Genomic DNA, 19,414 nt, shown 5'->3' with positions numbered 1-19,414 from the left:
AACCTCGGTTATTTTTACCGAGGCTGACAGGAGAATTCTATATGACAATTAGATCCAGTTACCGAAGTCAAAAAATATTAACTTACACCCAAACCAATTAAAACTAGGGTTGTTACAAATAAAACGGCTAATCCACCTTGCAAAGCATAGCGACCTTGTTGCTCAGGAGAGGGGTATTCAGCAAAATACATTTCTGGCTCAGTCGCGTAGTTATTGAGGATACCTTCTTCGTTAATAGTGGTGTACATAATGTTTTTCTTTGGTTTGTTAACTTATGTAACTAAATTTAACAATATTGTTACAAAACGTCAATAGGACTTGACATCAAATCCTAGATAGTGCATATAAGAGTTGCTTATCACAGCCTACGACTCTATTTCCTCGCACTGAATTAACAGTTTTTCCATCGCTTCAGCCAAGGAAATCAATTCAGTCCAAGAGGAACCACTCACTAAGCTTTGGGCATGGGCTAAACGATTTCGTAGCTTTTCCGCCGATTTCAGGAAGCGTTCACCAGCGCGTTTAGACTTGAGGTCTAACTGTTCCAGTAATTCTGGATGATTTAAAACCAAATCTCGTTTATCGCAAAATTGCAGATAATCTAATAAATCAGTAGCTTCATTTCGTTCCTGACTTTCCCGCCATAATTTTTGAGCAGCTTCTAAGCGGTCGGCTTTGAGAACCTTCTGCCATGAATCTTGGGGATAATATAACCGCACCAGTCGTAACAAATTCATTTCCAGTAGCGTCACCAAACCAAACAGCAACATGCGTACTGGTGCTTTCTGTAAGTCCCCACAGGTAATAATTCCCGTCACCTGATTGCAATCTAAAACAAATAGACGCTGCCGCTTTTGTAGGATGGGTAATAATTTCATCAGTGGCGTAGAAATAGCAATGAGTTCTTTCGGGTGAAATATCTGTTGATAGTCACCACACTTGCCAGACTGACTTCTAATTAAAGTAGAACGTTCAACATAGCCAGTGATAGTTTCATTGGTTTCTACCCCTATCACATCAAAATCCTTTACTTCCATCCAGTGTAGAACTTTTGATATATCTGCATCAGCAGATACTGCCTTGAGAGGTTCAGCGACATATTCGATGGTGATGTTACGTTCAAATAAACCGCGTAAATCTTGGGAACGGGACTTTAGCTGTTTCATCTGCCCTTGGGAATAAGACATCAGCAGGATTCAGTATTTCATGAAACTATCACTGATAACTGTCCTATAGATATCAGGAGTATGCCTCCGGCACGCTGCGCGAACAGGAGTTCAGAAGTTCAGAAGTTCAGAAGTTCAGAAGTTCAGGAGTATGCCTCCGGCACGCTGCGCGAACAGGAGTTCAGGAGTTCAGAAGTTCAGAAGTTACAGGAGTTCAGGTTATTCACCCTGTCCGAAAAACCAACCAATACAACGGTAGATGAGTTAAGGTAGTGAACAATCTAAACAAAAAGCTGTGATCAGTTGATATGAGAAAACTTATACTATTGTCCTTGTTTTTCATGGGGCTGATAGCTGCTGTGTTTGGGTTCCTGAATTTTCAGGGACTGGCAGCTAAGGGACAGTTTGAAACAATTTTGCTGGATTTTCGCGAAGATATTCCTATTAGTATCATTAACCAAGATTTACAAGCGATCGCTCAACAATATAATGTCACACCTCGACTAGATAATGAATATTTGGCATCAGACCATGTGTATATTATCAAAGGCGATCGTCAACGTCTCCAGGAGTTAAAAACTTCTGCCTTTGCTAAAGCCACAGAATTTATCGAACCAAACTATATTTATAAAACTGTTCCTCAAGGTGAAGTTACCTGGTTAGGGCAAATGTTGCGACCAGATGCTAATGAAGATGTTAGCCCTAGCTTGAAAGGCCCTAACGACCAGTTTTATAGCAAGCAGTGGAACATGCACAAAATTGGTGTTGAAGACGCATGGACTTTCACTAAAGGTAGTGGAGTGACGGTTGCGGTTATTGACACAGGTATTACCAAAGTCCGCGACTTGTATGAAACCAAGTTCGTCAAAGGCTACGATTTTGTCAACGACAGACAAGAAGCCACAGACGACAACGGTCATGGCACCCATGTTGCTGGTACAGTTGCCCAAGCTACTAATAACGGCTATGGCGTAGCTGGAGTAGCCTATGAAGCTAGTTTAATGCCCTTAAAAGTATTAAATGCTGACGGTGCTGGTACAGTTGCGGATATTGCCGCTGCTATTAAATTTGCTGCTGATAATGGGGCAGATGTGATTAACATGAGTTTAGGCGGTGGCGGTGAAAGTAAACTCATGCAGGAAGCAGTAGATTACGCCCATAATAAAAGCGTGATCATTGTTGCTGCCGCCGGGAATGAAAATACCGATGGAGTCAGTTATCCTGCCCGTTATCCCCACGTTATTGGTGTTTCCGCTTTTGGCCCCGACGGAGAAAAAGCTGACTATTCCAACTTTGGTGCAGGTGTAGATATTTCTGCCCCTGGTGGTAGCGGTAATGATACAGGTGCCATTCTCCAAGAAACCATCAACGAAAACGGCGAAGGTGTGTTTTTAGGACTACAAGGAACCAGTATGGCTTCTCCCCATGTAGCTGGTACTGCGGCTTTAATTAGAGCAATGGGAGTGAAAGACCCAGATGAAGTTTTAAATGTCCTCAAACAGTCTGCGAGAGTCATTCAAGACGATGGTTTAAACTACTACGGTGCGGGACAACTTAACGCTGCTGCCGCAGTTAAACTGGTCAATGAAGGCCAAATCAGTTTTCAAGACTTTTTTAGATGGTTGCGGGACAACGGTTATCTTAACCCCCGTTTTTGGATAGATGGTGGTGCGGTTGCCCTTCTACCAAAAATATTAATGGTGGTTGGTTCCTATCTTCTGGCTTGGTTTTTACGAGTCTATTTCCCCTTCACTTGGAGTTGGTCTTTAGGCAGTGGTTTAATTTTTGGTAGTTCTGGCCTGTTCTTCCTCAAAGGCATTTATATCTTCGACTTACCCCAGTGGCCTTTCCGCCTTTTAGGTAGTTCTATTCCCGAACTAGGAAACGCTATCCAGGGAACAGATGCCCTTAACCCTATTTTTGCTAGTGTCCTCATTCCCATTGCCTTACTTGCCTTACTGTTAGGTCATCCCACTGGTAAATGGTTTGCCATTGGTTCTACTTTAGGCATTGCTGCTTGCTTAACTGTTAGTGCCTTTGCTGACCCTGCGGTATGGGGGTTAGGTAGTAGCAATTTAGCGCGACTTTTCCTCATTGCCAACGCTATCCTTTGTTATGGAATAGCGAGGTTAGCGGTGAAAGGTGACGGACAACCTGCGTAAATTTGCAGGATTTGTAGGAATATAGTTACGCTAGGCTATCATCAATATTCCTTTAGCATAGCTGTCAGAGCGATCGCCTGTGAGAATTTGCCCCTTTGCTCTGACAGCAATTTATTATCTGTCGTACAAATGTCACTAGGCTGTTAATACTTCCCAACTCAGTCATGTTTGGTAATCCAAGTATGATAGAGATATAGCAACAGTGCTAAAAGCCTTTGGCTGTCTAAGTTTTAGTGTTAGTTAATGTCCTAACTGCTCTGTCCATTGCTATAAATATAAAAATATAGAGATTATGGTAAAAATAGTTACAAAAAAATATTTAGGTCAGGCTCAAGTTTATGATATTGGCGTTGAGCAAGACCATAATTTTGCGATTCAAAATGGTTTGATTGCTTCTAATTGTTTTAATAAGTCCCACTCCACGGCTTATGGTTATGTAACCTATCAGACGGCTTATCTTAAGGCTAACTATCCTCTGGAATACATGGCAGCTTTGTTAACTGCCAACAGTAGTGATACAGATAAGGTACAAAAGTATATTTCCACCTGTATCAATATGGGGATTCAAATCGACCCCCCAGATATTAACCGTTCTGGTGTGGATTTTACCCCGGTTGATGGTAAGGTATTATTTGGTTTTTCTGCGGTGCGAAATGTCGGGCAGAATGCGATCGCCTCAATTTTAGAAGCCAGAGAAGAAAAAGGCCCATTTACAGATTTAGCAAATTTTTGCGATCGCGTAGATTTACGCTGTGTTAACCGTCGTACCTTGGAATCTCTGATTTATTCTGGTGCTTTTGACAAACTTGAACCTAACCGCAACCAGTTAATTCATGACCTAGAATTAGTTTACGATTGGGCCCAATCCCGCGCTAAAGACCGTGCGAGTGGACAAGGGAATCTGTTTGATTTATTTGCTGGGGGACTGGGAAATAGTGTTCAAAGTTCATCCTCTAAAACTGTTTTGGATGCCCCTAAAGCAAAACCTGTCCTAGATTTTCCTCCCCAAGAAAAATTGCGAATGGAGAAAGAACTTTTAGGTTTCTATGTCTCCGACCACCCATTGAAAACCATTAATAAGCAATCATCTATTCTCGCACCGATCAATTTATCTCAATTAGGTGAGCAAAAAGAAGATAGTTTACTCTGTGTTGTGGTCATGCTGAACAACGTCAAAAAAGTCATGACCAAAAAAGGTGATCCGATGGCAATTTTGCAAATAGAAGATTTATCCACATCTTCCGAAGCTGTCGTGTTTCCTAAAATTTATGAACGTGTCAGTCCTTACCTACAAGTTGATGCCAGGTTAATTGTGTGGGGGAAAGTAGACCGCAGTCGGGACGAACAAACACAATTCATTGTGGAAGATGCCGAACCTGTAGAAACAGTACAGATGGTCATGGTAGAATTGAGTCCTCAACAAGCGATGACCATTGAAGAACGCGATCGCTTGCGGTCAATTTTGAAAGAACAGTCCGGTGACAAAGACAAAGCCAAAGTCCCTGTAATTGGCATTATTCAAGCTGAAAACCGTCGCGAATTAGTGCGATTTGGCAGACAATTTTGGGTACAAGACTCCCACATTACCCTCCAAGCATTACAAAATGCCCGCTTCCAAGCGCAAATTAAGAAACTCACCAGCAGTTAAGCAATAAATTTTATATTTTCTCTGGTTCTGCTGTGACGATGTAACGGATATGCTGGTGGAAGTAGGAACAAGTCCTTGTGTCGGTTATTGTTCAGTGTGACATTCACTCAGCACAGACAAGAGGTGAAAGAAGGTGTTTAAAACACTGTTAGTGATGATTTTCGGTTTCTTACCATCTGCCTTTTCCTGGTGGGTTATCCGTAAAACTCAATTGCGGACACGTAACCGTATTAGGCAAGCAGCTATTAACCTGTCAAGACGACAACTCCAGCAGTCTATGATACCCGTTCCAGATGAACATATCAGCGATCGCTATTATTTAGAAGGTGTAGGCTATTTAGTTGGTGACATTAGCTGTCAATATAATGCTCGGTCTGGTTATATCCGTTGTGCAGTGAATCCTACCGGGCCTTGTCAAGGTTGCCGTTATTATGAACCCAAGGAATTTACAACCAGAGAAATTTGTTCATGATTACTGCTGCTAAATAACTACTGAGTTTTTTTATTATCAAAACGGTAAATATAAATTTACTTTATTGCCTGGTCGTACCCATCAGATTAAATCAGTTTTGAAATTAATTTTTAGGTTTTTATTAAAAAATAATTAACCTATTTTTAACCTAATTATCAAATTGTCTAGTTAAAGTTATATCATTATAAATGATTAATCTCTCTAATTATAAATTAGTTATTTTTATATAAAATTTTACCAATAGAATATTTTACATTCTGCAAACACCATCTCCAATACACTTTACATCCAACATCTCTATATATATGAAAAGGCGAAGCTTGCTTCTGTATTCGCTCATGTTCTCTTTTGGCTGTTCAACAGGTATGAATTCTGCCAATCACAAATCACATGAGCGAGTAGCTAAAACTGCTGTTGACAGATTGAAATTTGCTGTTACAGATGTGAGTGGACTAGAAGATTTACAACGAGATTTTGAAACATTTCGCACCACCTTATCATCAGAATTAGGCATTAGAATTGAATTTTTTCCAGTCGCAAACTACACCGCAGCAGCACCAGCTATGCTACTAGGAAAAATAGATATTGTGTTTGCTGGACCTTCAGAATATTTAATCTTAAAAAACCGAGCTAAAGCAATTCCTTTAGTTGCGATTCAACGCAAACAATATCATTCTATCATTCTTGTTCGTACTGATAGTAACATCCAATCATTATCGCAGCTAAAAGGTAAAACAATTGCTATGCGAAAGGTTGGCTCTACATCTGGACATATTGCCCCTATTAAACTACTCATGGATGCAGGTCTAGATCCCAACAAAGATTACAAAATAGTGATGTTAGATGACAAAGGAGTATTAGCTTTACATCAAAAAGAAGTCGATGCTTGGGCAACTGCATCTGATCGATATAAAAATATTCTAGATACCGTAGGTTTATCTGCTAATAATTTTCGGATTATTGGCACTAGTCCTCTCCTACCCAGTGATTTATTTGTAGTTAGTAATCAGCTTGCATCCGATTTAGTGGAAGATATAAAAAATAAGATGTTGAAAAATCAGAATAAATTATTAAGCAGTTTATTATTAGCAAAAGCTAATCAAAAATATCTAGGGGGAAATTTTGTTACGGTAGAAGATAGTCAATACAATATGATCCGTGAAGTTTATCAAAAAATCGGTCAAGGAGAATTTTTATAATGCCAATTTACTTGCATTATTAACCACAGAGTGTATTCATTAAAAATATGTTATTTCAACTAAATTACTTTAATAATAAATGGGGTATTGCCAAGAAAATACTTTATAATTATACTGTAGCTATTAGTGTTTCTTTTTTAGGTACAACAAGCGGCTTGTTTATTGGTAAGTTTTATGAAAAATCAGCATACAAACAATTAAATTTAGCCTATCAACAGCAATCTCTCCTTAAAGATTTGGAAAACAAAGTAACTAGAATCAGACTTCATCCTCAAAGACTAGTATCTGTTTTACAAGATTCTGTTTGGTTGGAATTTGAACAGAATAAATTTTTGGATGAGATTCATCAATTCAGAAGTAACTTATCAGCATTAAATAATTTTACTCAAAATCACCCCCATGATTTAGCAGTAGACTATCAAGATTTTGAAAAACTATTAAACAATTATCGTAAAACTACAGAAATTTATAATCAATTAATCCAAAATTATTGGCAACAGATAGCAGCATCAAAATTTAAATTATATCAACCAGAATTACAAAGACAACAACTTCTATTCTTTATTAATCAGGATAAAATTTCTAACTTAAATATTGAATTTGAAAAATTATCAGATGAGCTAATTAAAATTATCGGTAATGCAGAATTGCAACAAAAACAAGCACAGCTTGGTTTTACTCATGCTCAAAATCTCCGGTTGATAATTGTCCTTGCAAGTATTATTTCCTCTACTATTATTGCGGCTTTTCTGGCATTATATACAGGTAATTTAATTGTTCGTCCTTTACAAGTAGTTACTAATATTGCCCAAAAAATTACACAAGAATCAAATTTTCAAATAAGAGCTAATATTAATAGTGAAGATGAAGTTGGTAAATTAGCAACTTCAATCAATCAATTAGTAGATTGGGTAGAAAATTATACTCTAGAATTAAAACAAGCTTTAACAGAACTTAAAGAAGCTCAAACGCAACTGATTCAGACAGAAAAAATGTCTTCCTTAGGTAGGATGGTTGGTGGTATAGCCCACGAAATTAATAATCCTGTTACTTTTATTTATAGTAATATGGACTGTGCAAGTGAATATATTTGTGATTTATTAGATTTACTAAAAGTATACGAAGAAAACTATCCAGAACCAAATTTATCAATTAAAGAAAAAATTGAAGAAATTGGCTTAGAGTTTATTAAAGAAGATTTACTTAAACTTCTGACTTCTTTGAAAAGTGGTGCTCAACGCATTCGGGAAATTGTTTTATCATTAAGAAATTTCTCTCGTTTAGATGAGGCAGAAGTTAAACAAGTAGATATTCACCAAGGCATTGAAAGCACCCTATTGATTTTAAATCATAGACTCAATCAAGGAATAGAAGTAATTAAAAACTATGAAAATTTGCCATTAATCGAGTGTTATCCTGCCCAAATTAACCAAGTTTTCATTAATTTGTTAAGCAATGCTGTTGATGCGCTCTTAGACTATCGTGAACAAGTCCAGAAACAAATTATAATTGCTACTTCTAGGGTAGATGAAAATTACATTAGAATATGTATTAGAGATAATGGACCTGGTATACCTTTAGAAATTCAAGACAAGGTTTTCGATCATTTTTTTACTACTAAACCTATTGGACAAGGTACTGGTTTAGGATTAAGTATTAGTTACCAAATTGTGGAAAAACACAAAGGTAAAATCGAATTATCATCAAAAGTTAATTTCGGGACTGAGTTAAATATTACTCTACCAATTCATCTATGAATAGGACTTATACCAATTTAAAAAATGATTGTTACAGATGTAGGTTGGGTTGAGGTACGTATCCCTGCGGGACACTGCGTGAACACGCAGTGTGCCGTTCGCGGTAGCGTTGCGTAGCAAAGGCATAACCCAACACTCTAAAACCTTGTAAACGTTGGGTTTCACTTTGTTCAACCCAACCTACAAATCTGTCACATTCTTTTTTTAAATTGATATCACCTGTTAACTGTCACCTGCTATAGTTTTATCTCCGGGTCCAGCAGTGACAATCACTAATTTATCTGGCTGGATGAAATCAGCAATTACCTGTTGAATTTCCTTCATCGTCACAGCTTGAATGCGTTGAGGAAAATCACGAATTTCTGTAGGTGATAATCCCAAAATGGCGTTATTCAAAATGATGCTAGCAACTTCACTAGGGTTAGCTAAATCTACAGGGTAACTATTCGCAATCGAACGTTTGGCTGTGTTTAATTCTGCCTCTGTAATTCCTTGCTGACGCAATTGTTTCAGTAAAGCTATGGTGCTAGCGATCGCTTTTTGGGCATCTTGGGGGGCTGTCTGCATTTGAATCAAGAAGGGGCCAGGATTCATACCTGCGGCAAAGCCACTATATATACCATAGGTCAAACCCAAGCGATCGCGTACTTCTGTCCCTAAACGACTAGATAAAGTGTCACCACCTAAAATTTGGTTCAACACCAGGGCCGCATAAAAACGGGGGTCTTTGCGAGAAATAGCATTGTATCCCAAATAAGTGACAGCTTCTGCCTTACCTGGAATTACCGCATTTAACTGCGTGGAATTGGTCGGTAATGTTACCGCAGGTAAATTGACCATAGGTGCTTTACCAGCAACTTGCCATTGACCAAAAGCTTGATTCAGCAAAGATTTCACCTGTGTTGAGTCGAAATCTCCCACCAAAGTTAATGTCATTCCATCTGGTCGATAGTGGGTTTGATAAAAGTTAACTACATCCTCACGCTTAATGCTTTGTAAACTTTCAATGGTGGGAAAACTATGGAAAGGATGATTTTCTGGGTAAATTGCTTGTTGAAATACCCTTCTTCCCAAGGTTCTGGGGTCATCTAGTTGTACTTTCAAACTAGTTAAAGCCCGTTGACGACTTAATTCTAACTGGTCGGCAGGAAAAGAGGCATTTTTTACCACATCTGCCAGTGTTTGAATGAGTAATGATAGGTTGGTGGATAATCCCTGACCTCCAATACTCACTCCTTCTCGATTTGCACTAAAGCCTAAACTTGCACCTTGGTTTTCTAAACTTTGCGCTAAAGAAAGTGCATCTTTTGTTTTGGTTCCATTCATTAAATTCGCTGCGGTCAAATTAGCTAAACCAGCTTTTTGATTACTATCAAATAAACTACCAGCGTTGATTTGTCCACTCAGATTCACTGTAGGAACATTATGGTCAGGTAACAGCAGCACCTTTAAGCCGTTAGCTAAAGTCAACTGCTGGGGTAAAGAAGCTGTGCTGGTACTGAGAGAAGATGTTGCAGGTGGCAGATATTTGGCTAATTCTGCGGGGTCTACAGGTTGGCCAGGGTTAAAATTTTCCGCAGTACGACCAGAACCACCAGAAGTACCTGGTTGACCATCAGCTAAAGTTGGTTCAAAAAAGCCAAGGGTACGTTTTTTGGTATCGAGATAGGTTTTAGCCACTCGCTGTATATCTGAGGGAGTTACTTGAGCGATCGCCCCTAAATATCTTTCAATATAGTGATAGTCTCCGGCGATCGTTTGGTTGTATGCCAATAAATTCGCTTGACTAGTAATATCTTGATTATTCAAGACAAAACTCGCCTTTAATTGGGTTTTTGCCCGTTCTAACTCCTCATTTGTCACCAGTTTTGTTTGTAATTGGTCTAAAGATTCTTCCAAAACTTGAGAAATCTGCTTTAATTCTTGACCAGGTGCAGCAGTAGCATTAATTTCATACCATCCTGGTTCAATCAATTCTGTAGCACCACCACTGACAGAACTAGCTAAACCGCTTTCTACCAAAGCTTGATAAAGTCGAGAACTACGTCCACCAGTTAAGATTGCATCCATCACATCAATCGCTGGAACATCTGGATGGAGAACATTAGGTAAAGGATAAACAGCTTGTAGCAATGCCGCACTACCAGGTTCTTTGAGTACAATTGGTTCAGACTGGGGTGTTGTCTCTTGCACACTAGTCACTGGTGACTTAATTTTATTCACTTGACCCCGTTGAGACAACTTGCCAAAGGTTTCCTGAATAAACTTCAGTGTGGGTTTTGTCGCAAAATCACCAGTGACCACTAAAGTTGCATTATCTGGGCTATAGTAATTCTGGTAATAATTCCGCACCTGTTCTAAGGAAAATTGCTCTACATCTGACTTGGTTCCACCTACAGTTAAACCATAGGCACGATGAGGAAAAGCAGCTTTTCTCACTGCCCGATCTAAGCGATAACCAGGTGAATTTTCATACCCTTGCAGTTCAGAAATTACCACCCGTTTTTCACTATTTAGTTGTTCTGAGTTAATTAAAGCATTTTCCATCCGGTCTGCTTCTAAAGTCAGCAGTGCTTTTAATTTATCTCGTTGCACCGTCCCAAAATAAGCCGTTTCATCAAAACTAGTAAAAGCATTAAACTGGCTACCCAAAGCACTAAACAAGCGTCCAAATTGCACTGGACGGTCGTTAGTTCCTTTGAACATCAAATGTTCTAATTGATGAGAAATACCATTTTCGCCTTTCCCTTCATTGCGAGACCCAACTTTATACCACACTTGAACACTCACAACAGGTGCAGTATGCACTTCCTTGGTTAGTACCGTGAGGCCATTTGCTAAGACAGTTTTTTCTACCCCTTGGGTGAAGGAAATTGCATCAGATGTAGCTACTGGTGTCGCAGCAGTAATCCAATTAACTGGCACAAAATTGAGCAAGAGGCTAAGACACAAGCCTATCAGCATATATAAACGTAGCTTCATAAGCGATGGGATGGAAACAACAATGACCCACTAGTGATGGTGGGAACTGGAACTGGTTGCAAAATCTCTCTTTTGGGTGTTATCCAATGGTTACAGACATACCAGGGAACAGGAAGCTGGAAAGTTTTTTGGGATCTGGGTTTTATCCTCATCTCCCTAGAAATCGCTATCAGCAACTCAGCAAGTTTTTTTCATTCTTCTAGTGTAGTCATGGAAATCTTAATTAACGGCACAAGTGAAATTTGCCAGAATTTTCTCGAATAGCATTACTAGCACCCGTTATGAATGAAAGAAACTATTTTGTCTTCCTCTTACTATAGGAGCAGGTGAATAAATATTGATCGCAAGTAGGTTAGCTCAATAGGAGTTTGAATGAATGCGAAATGCTAAAACCAGTTTTGCTTTATTATTTTTTGTTTGTTTAATTGCTACGGCAATAACCGGATATTTTTTAGGAGGACTTGATCCAGCAATGATTAAGTCCTGGTTGAAAGCAGCTGGTAATTGGGCACCCATTACATATATTTTGGTGTATGTGGTGGCGACAATTTTAGTTCTCCCTTCCACAGCACTGAATTTAACGGGAGGAGCGATTTTTGGCCCTTGGTTGGGGACTTGTTGGACAAGTGTGGCAGCAATTATTGCCGCGATCGCTTCTTTTATTTTCGCACGCACCATTGGACGGGAAATAGTAGCCCGCAAATTGGCAGGTCGTTGGCAGGCTATAGATGCAGAAGTGCAGCAAGGAGCAATCTTTTACATGTTTGCTATTCGTCTTATGCCTATTCTCCCCTACGGCCTAGTCAATTTTGCTGCTGGTTTGACATCTATCACTTTCAAAGACTACCTCCTTGGTACAGCTTTAGGTACAGTACCGGGAATCCTACCCTTTGTCATGTTGGGCAGTTCCGGCTTAAAAGCCATTCGTACCGGTGAAGTTTTACCTTTACTGGTCGCACTGGCATTAATTGGGATGTTGGTTGGTGGTTCTACTTGGTATCGTCGTCATCGGACTTTTCCGTTTCGGAAAAAAAGTTAGAACCAATAAACTAAATTAATAATTTTTGATTTTTAAATAAACTCCATCTTCATCTATCAACCAAAAATTTCACACATCAAACCCTGTATATGCTACCTAAGTATTCTTTTATTGTCCCCATCTACAACGAAGAAGAAACCATGTATGAAATGTATCGGCGTATTTCCATGGTTATGGATCAAATGGATGGGCCAGTGGAGTTATGTTTAGTCAATGATGGCAGTCGCGATCGCTCTTTGCAAATCATGCGTGAATTACACCAAAAAGACTCCCGTGTAGTTTATTTAAGTCTAGCCCGCAATTTTGGTCATCAAATCGCCGTCACCGCAGGTTTAAATTTTGTACGGGGAAAAGTCGTTGTAATTCTCGATGCAGATTTACAAGACCCACCAGAATTAATACCAGACATGGTAGAACTGTGGCAACAGGGATATGAAATTATTTATGCTCAACGTACAAAACGCCGTAAAGAAGGTTGGTTTAAACGATTGACAGCCTATACCTTTTATCGCATTTTGAAAAATTTAGCAGATGTGGATATTCCCACTGATACTGGAGATTTTTGTTTATTAGACCGCAAAGTTGTTGATGTCCTCAACTCCATGCCAGAACGCAATCGTTACATTCGGGGATTACGTTCCTGGATTGGTTTTAATCAAACCGCTATCAAATTTGAACGTGACCCACGTTTTGCTGGTGATGTTAAATATACATTTCGCAAATCCTTTGCTTTGGCAATTAACGGTCTAGTTTCCTTCTCAAAAGTACCATTGCGACTCTCCACCTATTTAGGATTGTTAGCAGCAGTGGCTTCTTTATTAATGTCTCTATTGGTTTTGTATTGGCGGATTTTTGTTCCCCATTCTCCACTCACGGGAATCACTATTGTCCTCATGGCAATCTTCTTTTTATCCGCCGTTCAATTAGTGAGTATTGGTATTTTAGGAGAGTATATTGGGCGGATTTATGAAGAAGTAAAACAAAGACCACTTTATACTTTATCAGAAGTAGCTGGTTTTCAAGACAAAAAATATTAACTATCTATGCAGTAATTTCAATTTCACATCAAACAATTATGCAAATGTATTTATTGATAAAGCCATAACTATGGTTATAACTGCACTTTTAGCAAAAAAAATGCAATAATACTCAATCTGAAAATTATATAGTTATTGCTGTACAGTCAATGGTAAACGTACCATGAATGTAGAACCTTCTCCTGGTTTACTATTAACAATAATTTCACCACCCATCATTTGACAAAAATGATGACTAATGGCTAAACCTAATCCAGTCCCTCCATACTTCTTGGTAGTTGTTGTATCTCCCTGTATGAAAGGTTGAAATAAATGTTGCTGCTGGATGGAAGAAATGCCGATACCAGTATCATTAACTGTAAAATAAATAAAGCCTAGAGGTGCATTTTCATAGTTGGATATCTTGTCACATTTAACAGTCAAAGTAACTTGACCATTGGTGGTAAATTTAGCTGCGTTGCTGAGTAAGTTTAATAATACCTGTCGCATTCTTGTTTGATCAGCGTATATAGTCCCTAATTGTTGATCACAATCAACAATTAAAATATTGCCATTTTTTTCAATTGCTGGTTTAACAGTGAGAACAACGTTGTTAATTAAATTGGTAATTTCAAAGGTTTCTGGGTAAAGTGTCATTTTCCCAGCTTCTATTTTTGATAGGTCTAAGATATCGTTAATTAGCTCCAATAAATGTCTACCAGCGGAGTTAATGGTTTCCAAATCAGTAATAAAATCTGCTGATAAATCTAAATCTGTTGCATCATCCTGTAATAATTGACTTAAACCAATTACGGCATTTAAGGGTGTACGCAACTCATGGCTGACATTAGCAAGAAATTGGCTTTTGGCTTTGCTGGCTGCTTCTGCTAGTTCTTTTGCTTGTTGTAATTGTTTATTGCGTTCTGATACTCTTTCTATTAAGTGATTGAGAGATTTAGCGAGTAAGCCAATTTCATCTTCTGTAGTGATAGGTGCGCGCAAGTCAAAATTCGATTTTCGCGCTACTTGTTCTGCAATTTGGGTGACAGTAATAACTGGTTCTGCGATCGCTCGACTGGTGCGCCAAGCTATAATAGCAGCGATTGCTACAGAAAATACCATACTCACCATTACAATCAATCTTTCTATCACCTTAGCTTGTTCTACATCTCTTTGTCTTTCCTGTTCTTGTACTTGAGCCATTTGCAAAATATTCGTCAATTTGACTGATAACTGCTCTAGTTGCATGGCTGTTTCACCACACATGATTTTCAATAACTGCTCTCGTGTCAAATTGACTTGCTGGGGTTGGATATTTTTTGAGTTAAGTTGTCTCAATACCCCATCTATTTGCTCTACATAGACTTGTAAATTGCTGCTATAACCCTCTAATAAATTTTGTAAAGTTGCACTAGTAGCTGCTAGTTGACTGGGCTTACTATCTATAAATACTGTAATTTGCTTCTCCAAAGATTTGGCATTATTAACAGCCTTGATAAACTCATTTTTCTTATGATTGAGTTTTTGTTGATCTGTCAACACAGCTACTAAATTAGAGCTATGTAACTGTGCTGCTATGACTGCACCTTGATAATTAGTTAACAGTTGTCCCTGCTCATTGGCTTGGTTAAATTCCCTAATTTCTTGACCTCGATAGGAGTTAGCTAGTAATAGTCCCACCACGGAACCAAAAAAACCTATGCCAATAGCTAAGAAATAGCCATAGCCAATCTTTTGATGGATACGCCATGAACTAGCTTTTAGTTTCCCACGGGAGGGAAATTCTATAGTCGGGAAGTCATCTGTATTCGTTCCTTCAGTTGACACTGTTTTGCTGTTTGAAATGTTATCAACAAGGTTTGATTCGTGAGTGCACAATATCTGATTTGCTCTCAAAATTTAATCTTGCCCTAGCTCTTATCCCTAAGCTTTACCGCGTTACCAAGAGGATCTTGTCACTAGGACGAAAATTTTACCATGGCTGTATCGGATTAAATACAGTTTTTAGCATGTTATACCTATAGAGATTAGACGGAAGTACGAAAAATTACTACGCACAGTTATAAAAATTTACTTAGTTTTGAGTAAACAACAATTAATCTTTTCGGTGAGTAGATAGCATTTTCAGGCTGTTTATCACAAAATTACTGAAAAGTCTAGTCTATATGAACAGACAAAAATTTTTGTTAAGTATTACTATCAATCCAAATCAGTTAATTGACGAACCCAGTAGAAGATAGCTTTAATATCAGATAAAATTGGCGTTTAAACTTGTGCGAATGGGAAATAAACTGGTTTTTGCATGATTTGTACTTTGTCGGTAGTGATGATACACCACTGACGCAACAACAGATCATCAAAACTTGAAGGTTCCAGTTCCTTTATCAAACAGAACTCAGAAAGGTGACCATAATACATCCTGCCGCCTTCTGACTTCTATCTTCCTACTTACTTTCTACCCTGTAGTTGATGCAGTAGGGATGAGGGGCAATTATGGTTATTAGGTCACTAAAACCCTTTTGTACCCGAAACTCAATGGTGCTGTTGCTAGAGTAGATTGCTCGGTCAACAGCCTCATGGTTGGAATTGTCAGGATTAGAAAAACTCAACTGTCAAAATATTGGAAGTGAAAATGCAAGAACCGGAATACACAGAAACCAAATCAAAAGACACAACAATCCCAGAAATCAATACCCAAGTGGGAAATATAACTAAACTCCAACCACCAGCGCAATCTCAGGAGGAATGGTTGAAGTACGGTCAACAGATTTCTAATTTTTTAAGCACATTACCTGACTATATAGGTGGCTTTTTTAATCAGTATAAGCAACCTTTGGTGACTTTGGGCTTAGTATTGGGTGGTATTGTTACTGTAAAAGTGCTACTAGCTGTGCTCGATGCTCTCAACGATATTCCTTTAGTAGCACCTACCTTTGAACTCATTGGTATTGGTTACTCTGCCTGGTTTGTTTATCGCTATTTGCTCAAAGCTTCAACCAGACAAGAGTTAACTAGTGAAATTACAACCCTCAAATCTCAAGTGGTTGGTCAAGACGGTTCAGAATCTTAATATCTGGCGGTCTTTCAGGTATCTAAACAAGATAAAATTCAAACCATAAGCTTGCTTTTGAATTTTGAAGGCCCCCGCAAGGGGGTTGATTATTTTTATAATACCCTGAATATGCTAGGGATGCTGTTAATAGCTGGCATGGCGGCAATTTCTGCTAAAGCTTGTCGAAAGTCTCCTTCCCGCACATCATGAGTGACTACAACAATTTCCGCTAGTTGACCATGAAATCCAGTTTGGACAACTGACTCTAAGCTGACACCATGTTTACCAAAGCAGGTACCCAATTGACCAATGACTCCAGGATGGTCTTCTGTGAGAAACCGGGTGTAAAAACGAGTAACTAATTCGGAAATGGGGGCAATTTCTGAGTAGTGTTGATGACGACAGGCTAATGTGGGGTTGAGGTGAGCATGATTGGTTTTGAGGTTAGCCACTAAGTTGAGAATATCGGCAGACACTGCACTAGCTGTTGCACCTTCACCTGCACCAGGTCCGAAAAACATTACTTGTCCGATGGGTTCCCCTTCTACCAAAATGGCATTATACACGCCGTTAATGCTGGCTAGGGGATGGGTTTGGGGGACAAGGGTGGGATGAACTCTGACGGACAGTAGAGAATTATCCCTATGACCATTTTTCACATTTTGGGCGATCGCTAATAATTTAATTACAAACCCCAATTTGCTAGCATAGGCGATATCGGTCTTACTAACTTGGCGGATACCTTCACAATAGACCTGTTCTCGATTAATTCTGCCACCAAATCCTAAAGAAGCCAAAATCGCAATTTTATCTCCAGCGTCCCAACCATCCACATCTGCTGTCGGGTCAGCTTCTGCATAACCCAATTTTTGAGCATCTGCTAACACATCAGCAAAGTCACTCCCTTCGGTTTGCATCCTTGTCAAGATATAGTTGGTAGTACCATTGACAATACCTGTAACTGCACTAATTTGGTTAACACTTAAAGACTGCTTCAAGGGTTGAATTACTGGAATACCACCCCCCACAGAAGCTTCCAGCATTACGTATACACCAGCTTGGTTAGCCGCAGTAAAGATTTCTGCCCCAAAGCGAGAAATAGCGGCTTTGTTGGCAGTGACTATATGTTTGCCATTGGCAATTGCCTTCAAAATGAGTGTTCTGGCAGGTTCTAGACCCCCCATTAGTTCTACAACTATATCTATTTCTGGATCATTGACAATCCCTTCTAAATCTGTAGTAATTACTCCCTCCGGTAATTGCACATCACGGGGTTTATCAAGCGATCGCACACCTACCCGATAAATTTCTATATCCTGTAATAAGGGGTGACGGCCATTCTTATCTTGCAACAGTTTGACTGTCCCCGTCCCCACCGTACCTAATCCCAAAATTCCTAGCTTTACACCCATAAATGTTGCACCCAACACTGTTTATAAATATTCATATAAACACAATTGTAGGTGAGGCAATACCCCACCTACAAACTTGGAACTAATTATCTTTTGTCAAGTAAAATTTGTCCCAGCCCAAAAACTGAAAACCAGTGACTATTAGTAAGTTTCAACGTGCCAACGGCCAGCTTTCTTCAGTTCCTTCTGATAATCACTCCAAGTCACGCCTTCCTTAGCAGCCGCTGCACTTAAAGCCTCATCAATACCACCTTCCATACCACGCAGACCGCAGATGTAAGTGTGGGTCTTTTCATTCTTAATTAATTGCCACAGTGCGTCAGCATGTTCTGCTACACGGTCTTGAATATACATTCTGCCACCTTGAGCATTCTTTTGCTCGCGGCTGATAGCATAGGTGAGGCGGAAGTTATTGGGATACTTTTGTTGAATTTCTTCCAATTCTTCCTTATACAAAATGTTGGGAGTTGTTGGTACACCAAACAGCAACCAAGCAAATCCTTTAAATTGGTATTCTGGATTAGCGGCTCTTTCTGCATCCTTAAACATCCGCCATAAATAAGCACGCATAGGAGCAATACCTGTACCTGTCGCCAACATAATCACATTGGTATCAGTATCTTCAGGTAACAACATCTCCTTACCTACAGGCCCAGTAATTTTTACATCATCACCAGGTTTCAATTGAGTAAGATAAGTAGAGCAAACACCATAAACTGTTTCACCAGTTTCTGGGTGCTTATATTCTAGTTGACGGACACATAATGAAACAGTTTTATCATCTACGTCATCACCGTGACGGGTTGAAGCAATAGAGTACAGTCTAAGTTTTTCTGGCTTACCGTTTTTGTCAACACCAGGAGGAATAATACCAATACTTTGACCTTCTACATATTTTAAATTACCACCACTGAGGTCAAATTTCAGGTGCTGAACAATACCAATCCCCCCATCTTTTACCAACGTTTCATTAGAGATACACTTACCAATAAAAGGAGCATTAGGACGGTAGGTGTTCACAGGAACATCAGCATGTTTGGCTTTCGCTTGAGTCATGGTGTTGCCTTTTTTATCCTTTTTCTTAGGCTGTTCTTCAGCTGTTTTAGCGAAGCCTTTAGCTTCACTAGAACTCACAGGTGTGGCTTTACCATTTTCCTCACTGCTAGCATCTGCCTGGGGTTTTGCTAACTCGCTTACTTCACTGCTAGCACTAACTACCACAGCTTTTCCATTGACAGGTTCTAAGGCTGAAACTGGTTTGATACTAACAATTGTGCCGCCTAGACGAGTGATGCGTCGCATCTCTTGATTCATGCGGTTGTAAGGCACTCTGATGAACACACTGCCACTTTTACGAATAGGGTAGTTCGTTTGATCAGTTTCTTCGTTCTGACGCAGACCCACCACTTCGTAAACGAAGACGCGGCTACCTGATTCTGTGTTGGCAGCACCCTCAACAGCACCTTGATTGTACATTCGATCTACCACTCCGATATTTACTTAACCGTT

General features: G+C 39.3%; 15 protein-coding genes. 9 read left to right on the top strand and 6 right to left on the bottom strand.

The window, feature by feature from the left end:
* Positions 1-77: 77 nt before the first annotated feature.
* Both psb34 and H6G73_RS09095 read right to left on the bottom strand, forming a co-directional pair.
* Positions 78-248, bottom strand: coding sequence for a photosystem II assembly protein Psb34 (gene psb34, locus H6G73_RS09100; protein ID WP_190603502.1), 171 nt, complete (start codon positions 246-248; stop codon positions 78-80).
* A 117-nt stretch (positions 249-365) separates the two neighbouring features.
* Complete coding sequence (locus H6G73_RS09095; RefSeq protein ID WP_190603526.1) at positions 366-1,166, bottom strand: hypothetical protein; 801 nt, start codon at positions 1,164-1,166, stop codon at positions 366-368.
* A 308-nt stretch (positions 1,167-1,474) separates the two neighbouring features.
* Here H6G73_RS09095 and H6G73_RS09090 point away from each other — a divergent pair, with 308 nt between their 5' ends.
* The 5 genes from H6G73_RS09090 to H6G73_RS09070 all read left to right on the top strand — a co-directional run bounded on the left by H6G73_RS09090 (position 1,475) and on the right by H6G73_RS09070 (position 8,404).
* A complete protein-coding gene (locus H6G73_RS09090; RefSeq protein ID WP_190603499.1) occupies positions 1,475-3,328 on the top strand; it encodes a S8 family peptidase in 1,854 nt (617 codons plus the stop codon).
* 292 nt (positions 3,329-3,620) lie between these two features.
* Positions 3,621-4,976, top strand: a complete 1,356-nt coding sequence (locus H6G73_RS09085) for a helix-hairpin-helix domain-containing protein (RefSeq protein WP_190603497.1) — start codon at positions 3,621-3,623, stop codon at positions 4,974-4,976.
* A 133-nt stretch (positions 4,977-5,109) separates the two neighbouring features.
* Positions 5,110-5,448 carry a DUF6464 family protein gene (locus H6G73_RS09080; protein ID WP_190603495.1) on the top strand — a complete coding sequence of 113 codons (339 nt, stop codon included), beginning with the start codon at positions 5,110-5,112 and terminating at the stop codon, positions 5,446-5,448.
* A gap of 305 nt (positions 5,449-5,753) precedes the next feature.
* Positions 5,754-6,647: a phosphate/phosphite/phosphonate ABC transporter substrate-binding protein gene (locus H6G73_RS09075; protein WP_190603493.1), complete on the top strand. Its 894-nt coding sequence runs from the start codon at positions 5,754-5,756 to the stop codon at positions 6,645-6,647.
* Positions 6,648-6,694: 47 nt separating this feature from the next.
* Complete coding sequence (locus tag H6G73_RS09070) at positions 6,695-8,404, top strand: sensor histidine kinase (RefSeq protein ID WP_190603491.1); 1,710 nt, start codon at positions 6,695-6,697, stop codon at positions 8,402-8,404.
* A 222-nt stretch (positions 8,405-8,626) separates the two neighbouring features.
* On the opposite strand, the gene H6G73_RS09065 is transcribed toward H6G73_RS09070, so the two are convergent.
* Positions 8,627-11,386, bottom strand: a complete 2,760-nt coding sequence (locus tag H6G73_RS09065) for a M16 family metallopeptidase (RefSeq protein ID WP_190603489.1) — start codon at positions 11,384-11,386, stop codon at positions 8,627-8,629.
* 36 nt (positions 11,387-11,422) lie between these two features.
* Here H6G73_RS09065 and H6G73_RS09060 point away from each other — a divergent pair, with 36 nt between their 5' ends.
* From H6G73_RS09060 to H6G73_RS09050, 3 genes are all read left to right on the top strand, one after another.
* Positions 11,423-11,650, top strand: a complete 228-nt coding sequence (locus H6G73_RS09060; protein WP_190603487.1) for a hypothetical protein — start codon at positions 11,423-11,425, stop codon at positions 11,648-11,650.
* A gap of 112 nt (positions 11,651-11,762) precedes the next feature.
* Entirely contained in the window at positions 11,763-12,425 is a 663-nt protein-coding gene (locus tag H6G73_RS09055; RefSeq protein ID WP_190603485.1) for a TVP38/TMEM64 family protein, read from the top strand.
* An 89-nt stretch (positions 12,426-12,514) separates the two neighbouring features.
* Complete coding sequence (locus H6G73_RS09050; RefSeq protein WP_190603483.1) at positions 12,515-13,462, top strand: glycosyltransferase family 2 protein; 948 nt, start codon at positions 12,515-12,517, stop codon at positions 13,460-13,462.
* 132 nt (positions 13,463-13,594) lie between these two features.
* Here H6G73_RS09050 and H6G73_RS09045 read toward each other — a convergent pair whose 3' ends face one another.
* Positions 13,595-15,319 (bottom strand): sensor histidine kinase, encoded by a 1,725-nt coding sequence (locus H6G73_RS09045; RefSeq protein WP_190603481.1) that lies wholly within the window; start codon positions 15,317-15,319, stop codon positions 13,595-13,597.
* 754 nt (positions 15,320-16,073) lie between these two features.
* Here H6G73_RS09045 and H6G73_RS09040 point away from each other — a divergent pair.
* Positions 16,074-16,511 (top strand): CAAD domain-containing protein, encoded by a 438-nt coding sequence (locus H6G73_RS09040; protein WP_190603480.1) that lies wholly within the window; start codon positions 16,074-16,076, stop codon positions 16,509-16,511.
* Between the two features lie 95 nt (positions 16,512-16,606).
* On the opposite strand, the gene H6G73_RS09035 is transcribed toward H6G73_RS09040, so the two are convergent.
* A complete protein-coding gene (locus H6G73_RS09035) occupies positions 16,607-17,905 on the bottom strand; it encodes a homoserine dehydrogenase (protein WP_190603477.1) in 1,299 nt (432 codons plus the stop codon).
* A gap of 141 nt (positions 17,906-18,046) precedes the next feature.
* Complete coding sequence (gene petH / locus H6G73_RS09030; protein ID WP_190603475.1) at positions 18,047-19,381, bottom strand: ferredoxin--NADP reductase; 1,335 nt, start codon at positions 19,379-19,381, stop codon at positions 18,047-18,049.
* Positions 19,382-19,414: the final 33 nt, after the last annotated feature.

It is taken from the genome of Richelia sinica FACHB-800 (genome assembly GCF_014698825.1).
GTDB lineage: Bacteria > Cyanobacteriota > Cyanobacteriia > Cyanobacteriales > Nostocaceae > FACHB-800.
This window is presented reverse-complemented; position numbering and strand designations above follow the sequence as displayed.

Coding starts and splice junctions, on each gene's coding strand:
- H6G73_RS09075 (WP_190603493.1), top strand. CDS start 5,754: ATGAAAAGGCGAAGCTTGCTTCTGTATTCGCTCATGTTCTCTTTTGGC.
- H6G73_RS09095 (WP_190603526.1), bottom strand. CDS start 1,166: ATGAAACAGCTAAAGTCCCGTTCCCAAGATTTACGCGGTTTATTTGAA.
- psb34 (WP_190603502.1), bottom strand. CDS start 248: ATGTACACCACTATTAACGAAGAAGGTATCCTCAATAACTACGCGACT.
- H6G73_RS09040 (WP_190603480.1), top strand. CDS start 16,074: ATGCAAGAACCGGAATACACAGAAACCAAATCAAAAGACACAACAATC.
- H6G73_RS09085 (WP_190603497.1), top strand. CDS start 3,621: ATGGTAAAAATAGTTACAAAAAAATATTTAGGTCAGGCTCAAGTTTAT.
- H6G73_RS09065 (WP_190603489.1), bottom strand. CDS start 11,386: ATGAAGCTACGTTTATATATGCTGATAGGCTTGTGTCTTAGCCTCTTG.
- H6G73_RS09090 (WP_190603499.1), top strand. CDS start 1,475: ATGAGAAAACTTATACTATTGTCCTTGTTTTTCATGGGGCTGATAGCT.
- H6G73_RS09055 (WP_190603485.1), top strand. CDS start 11,763: ATGCGAAATGCTAAAACCAGTTTTGCTTTATTATTTTTTGTTTGTTTA.
- H6G73_RS09035 (WP_190603477.1), bottom strand. CDS start 17,905: ATGGGTGTAAAGCTAGGAATTTTGGGATTAGGTACGGTGGGGACGGGG.
- petH (WP_190603475.1), bottom strand. CDS start 19,381: ATGTACAATCAAGGTGCTGTTGAGGGTGCTGCCAACACAGAATCAGGT.
- H6G73_RS09060 (WP_190603487.1), top strand. CDS start 11,423: ATGGTGGGAACTGGAACTGGTTGCAAAATCTCTCTTTTGGGTGTTATC.
- H6G73_RS09070 (WP_190603491.1), top strand. CDS start 6,695: ATGTTATTTCAACTAAATTACTTTAATAATAAATGGGGTATTGCCAAG.
- H6G73_RS09050 (WP_190603483.1), top strand. CDS start 12,515: ATGCTACCTAAGTATTCTTTTATTGTCCCCATCTACAACGAAGAAGAA.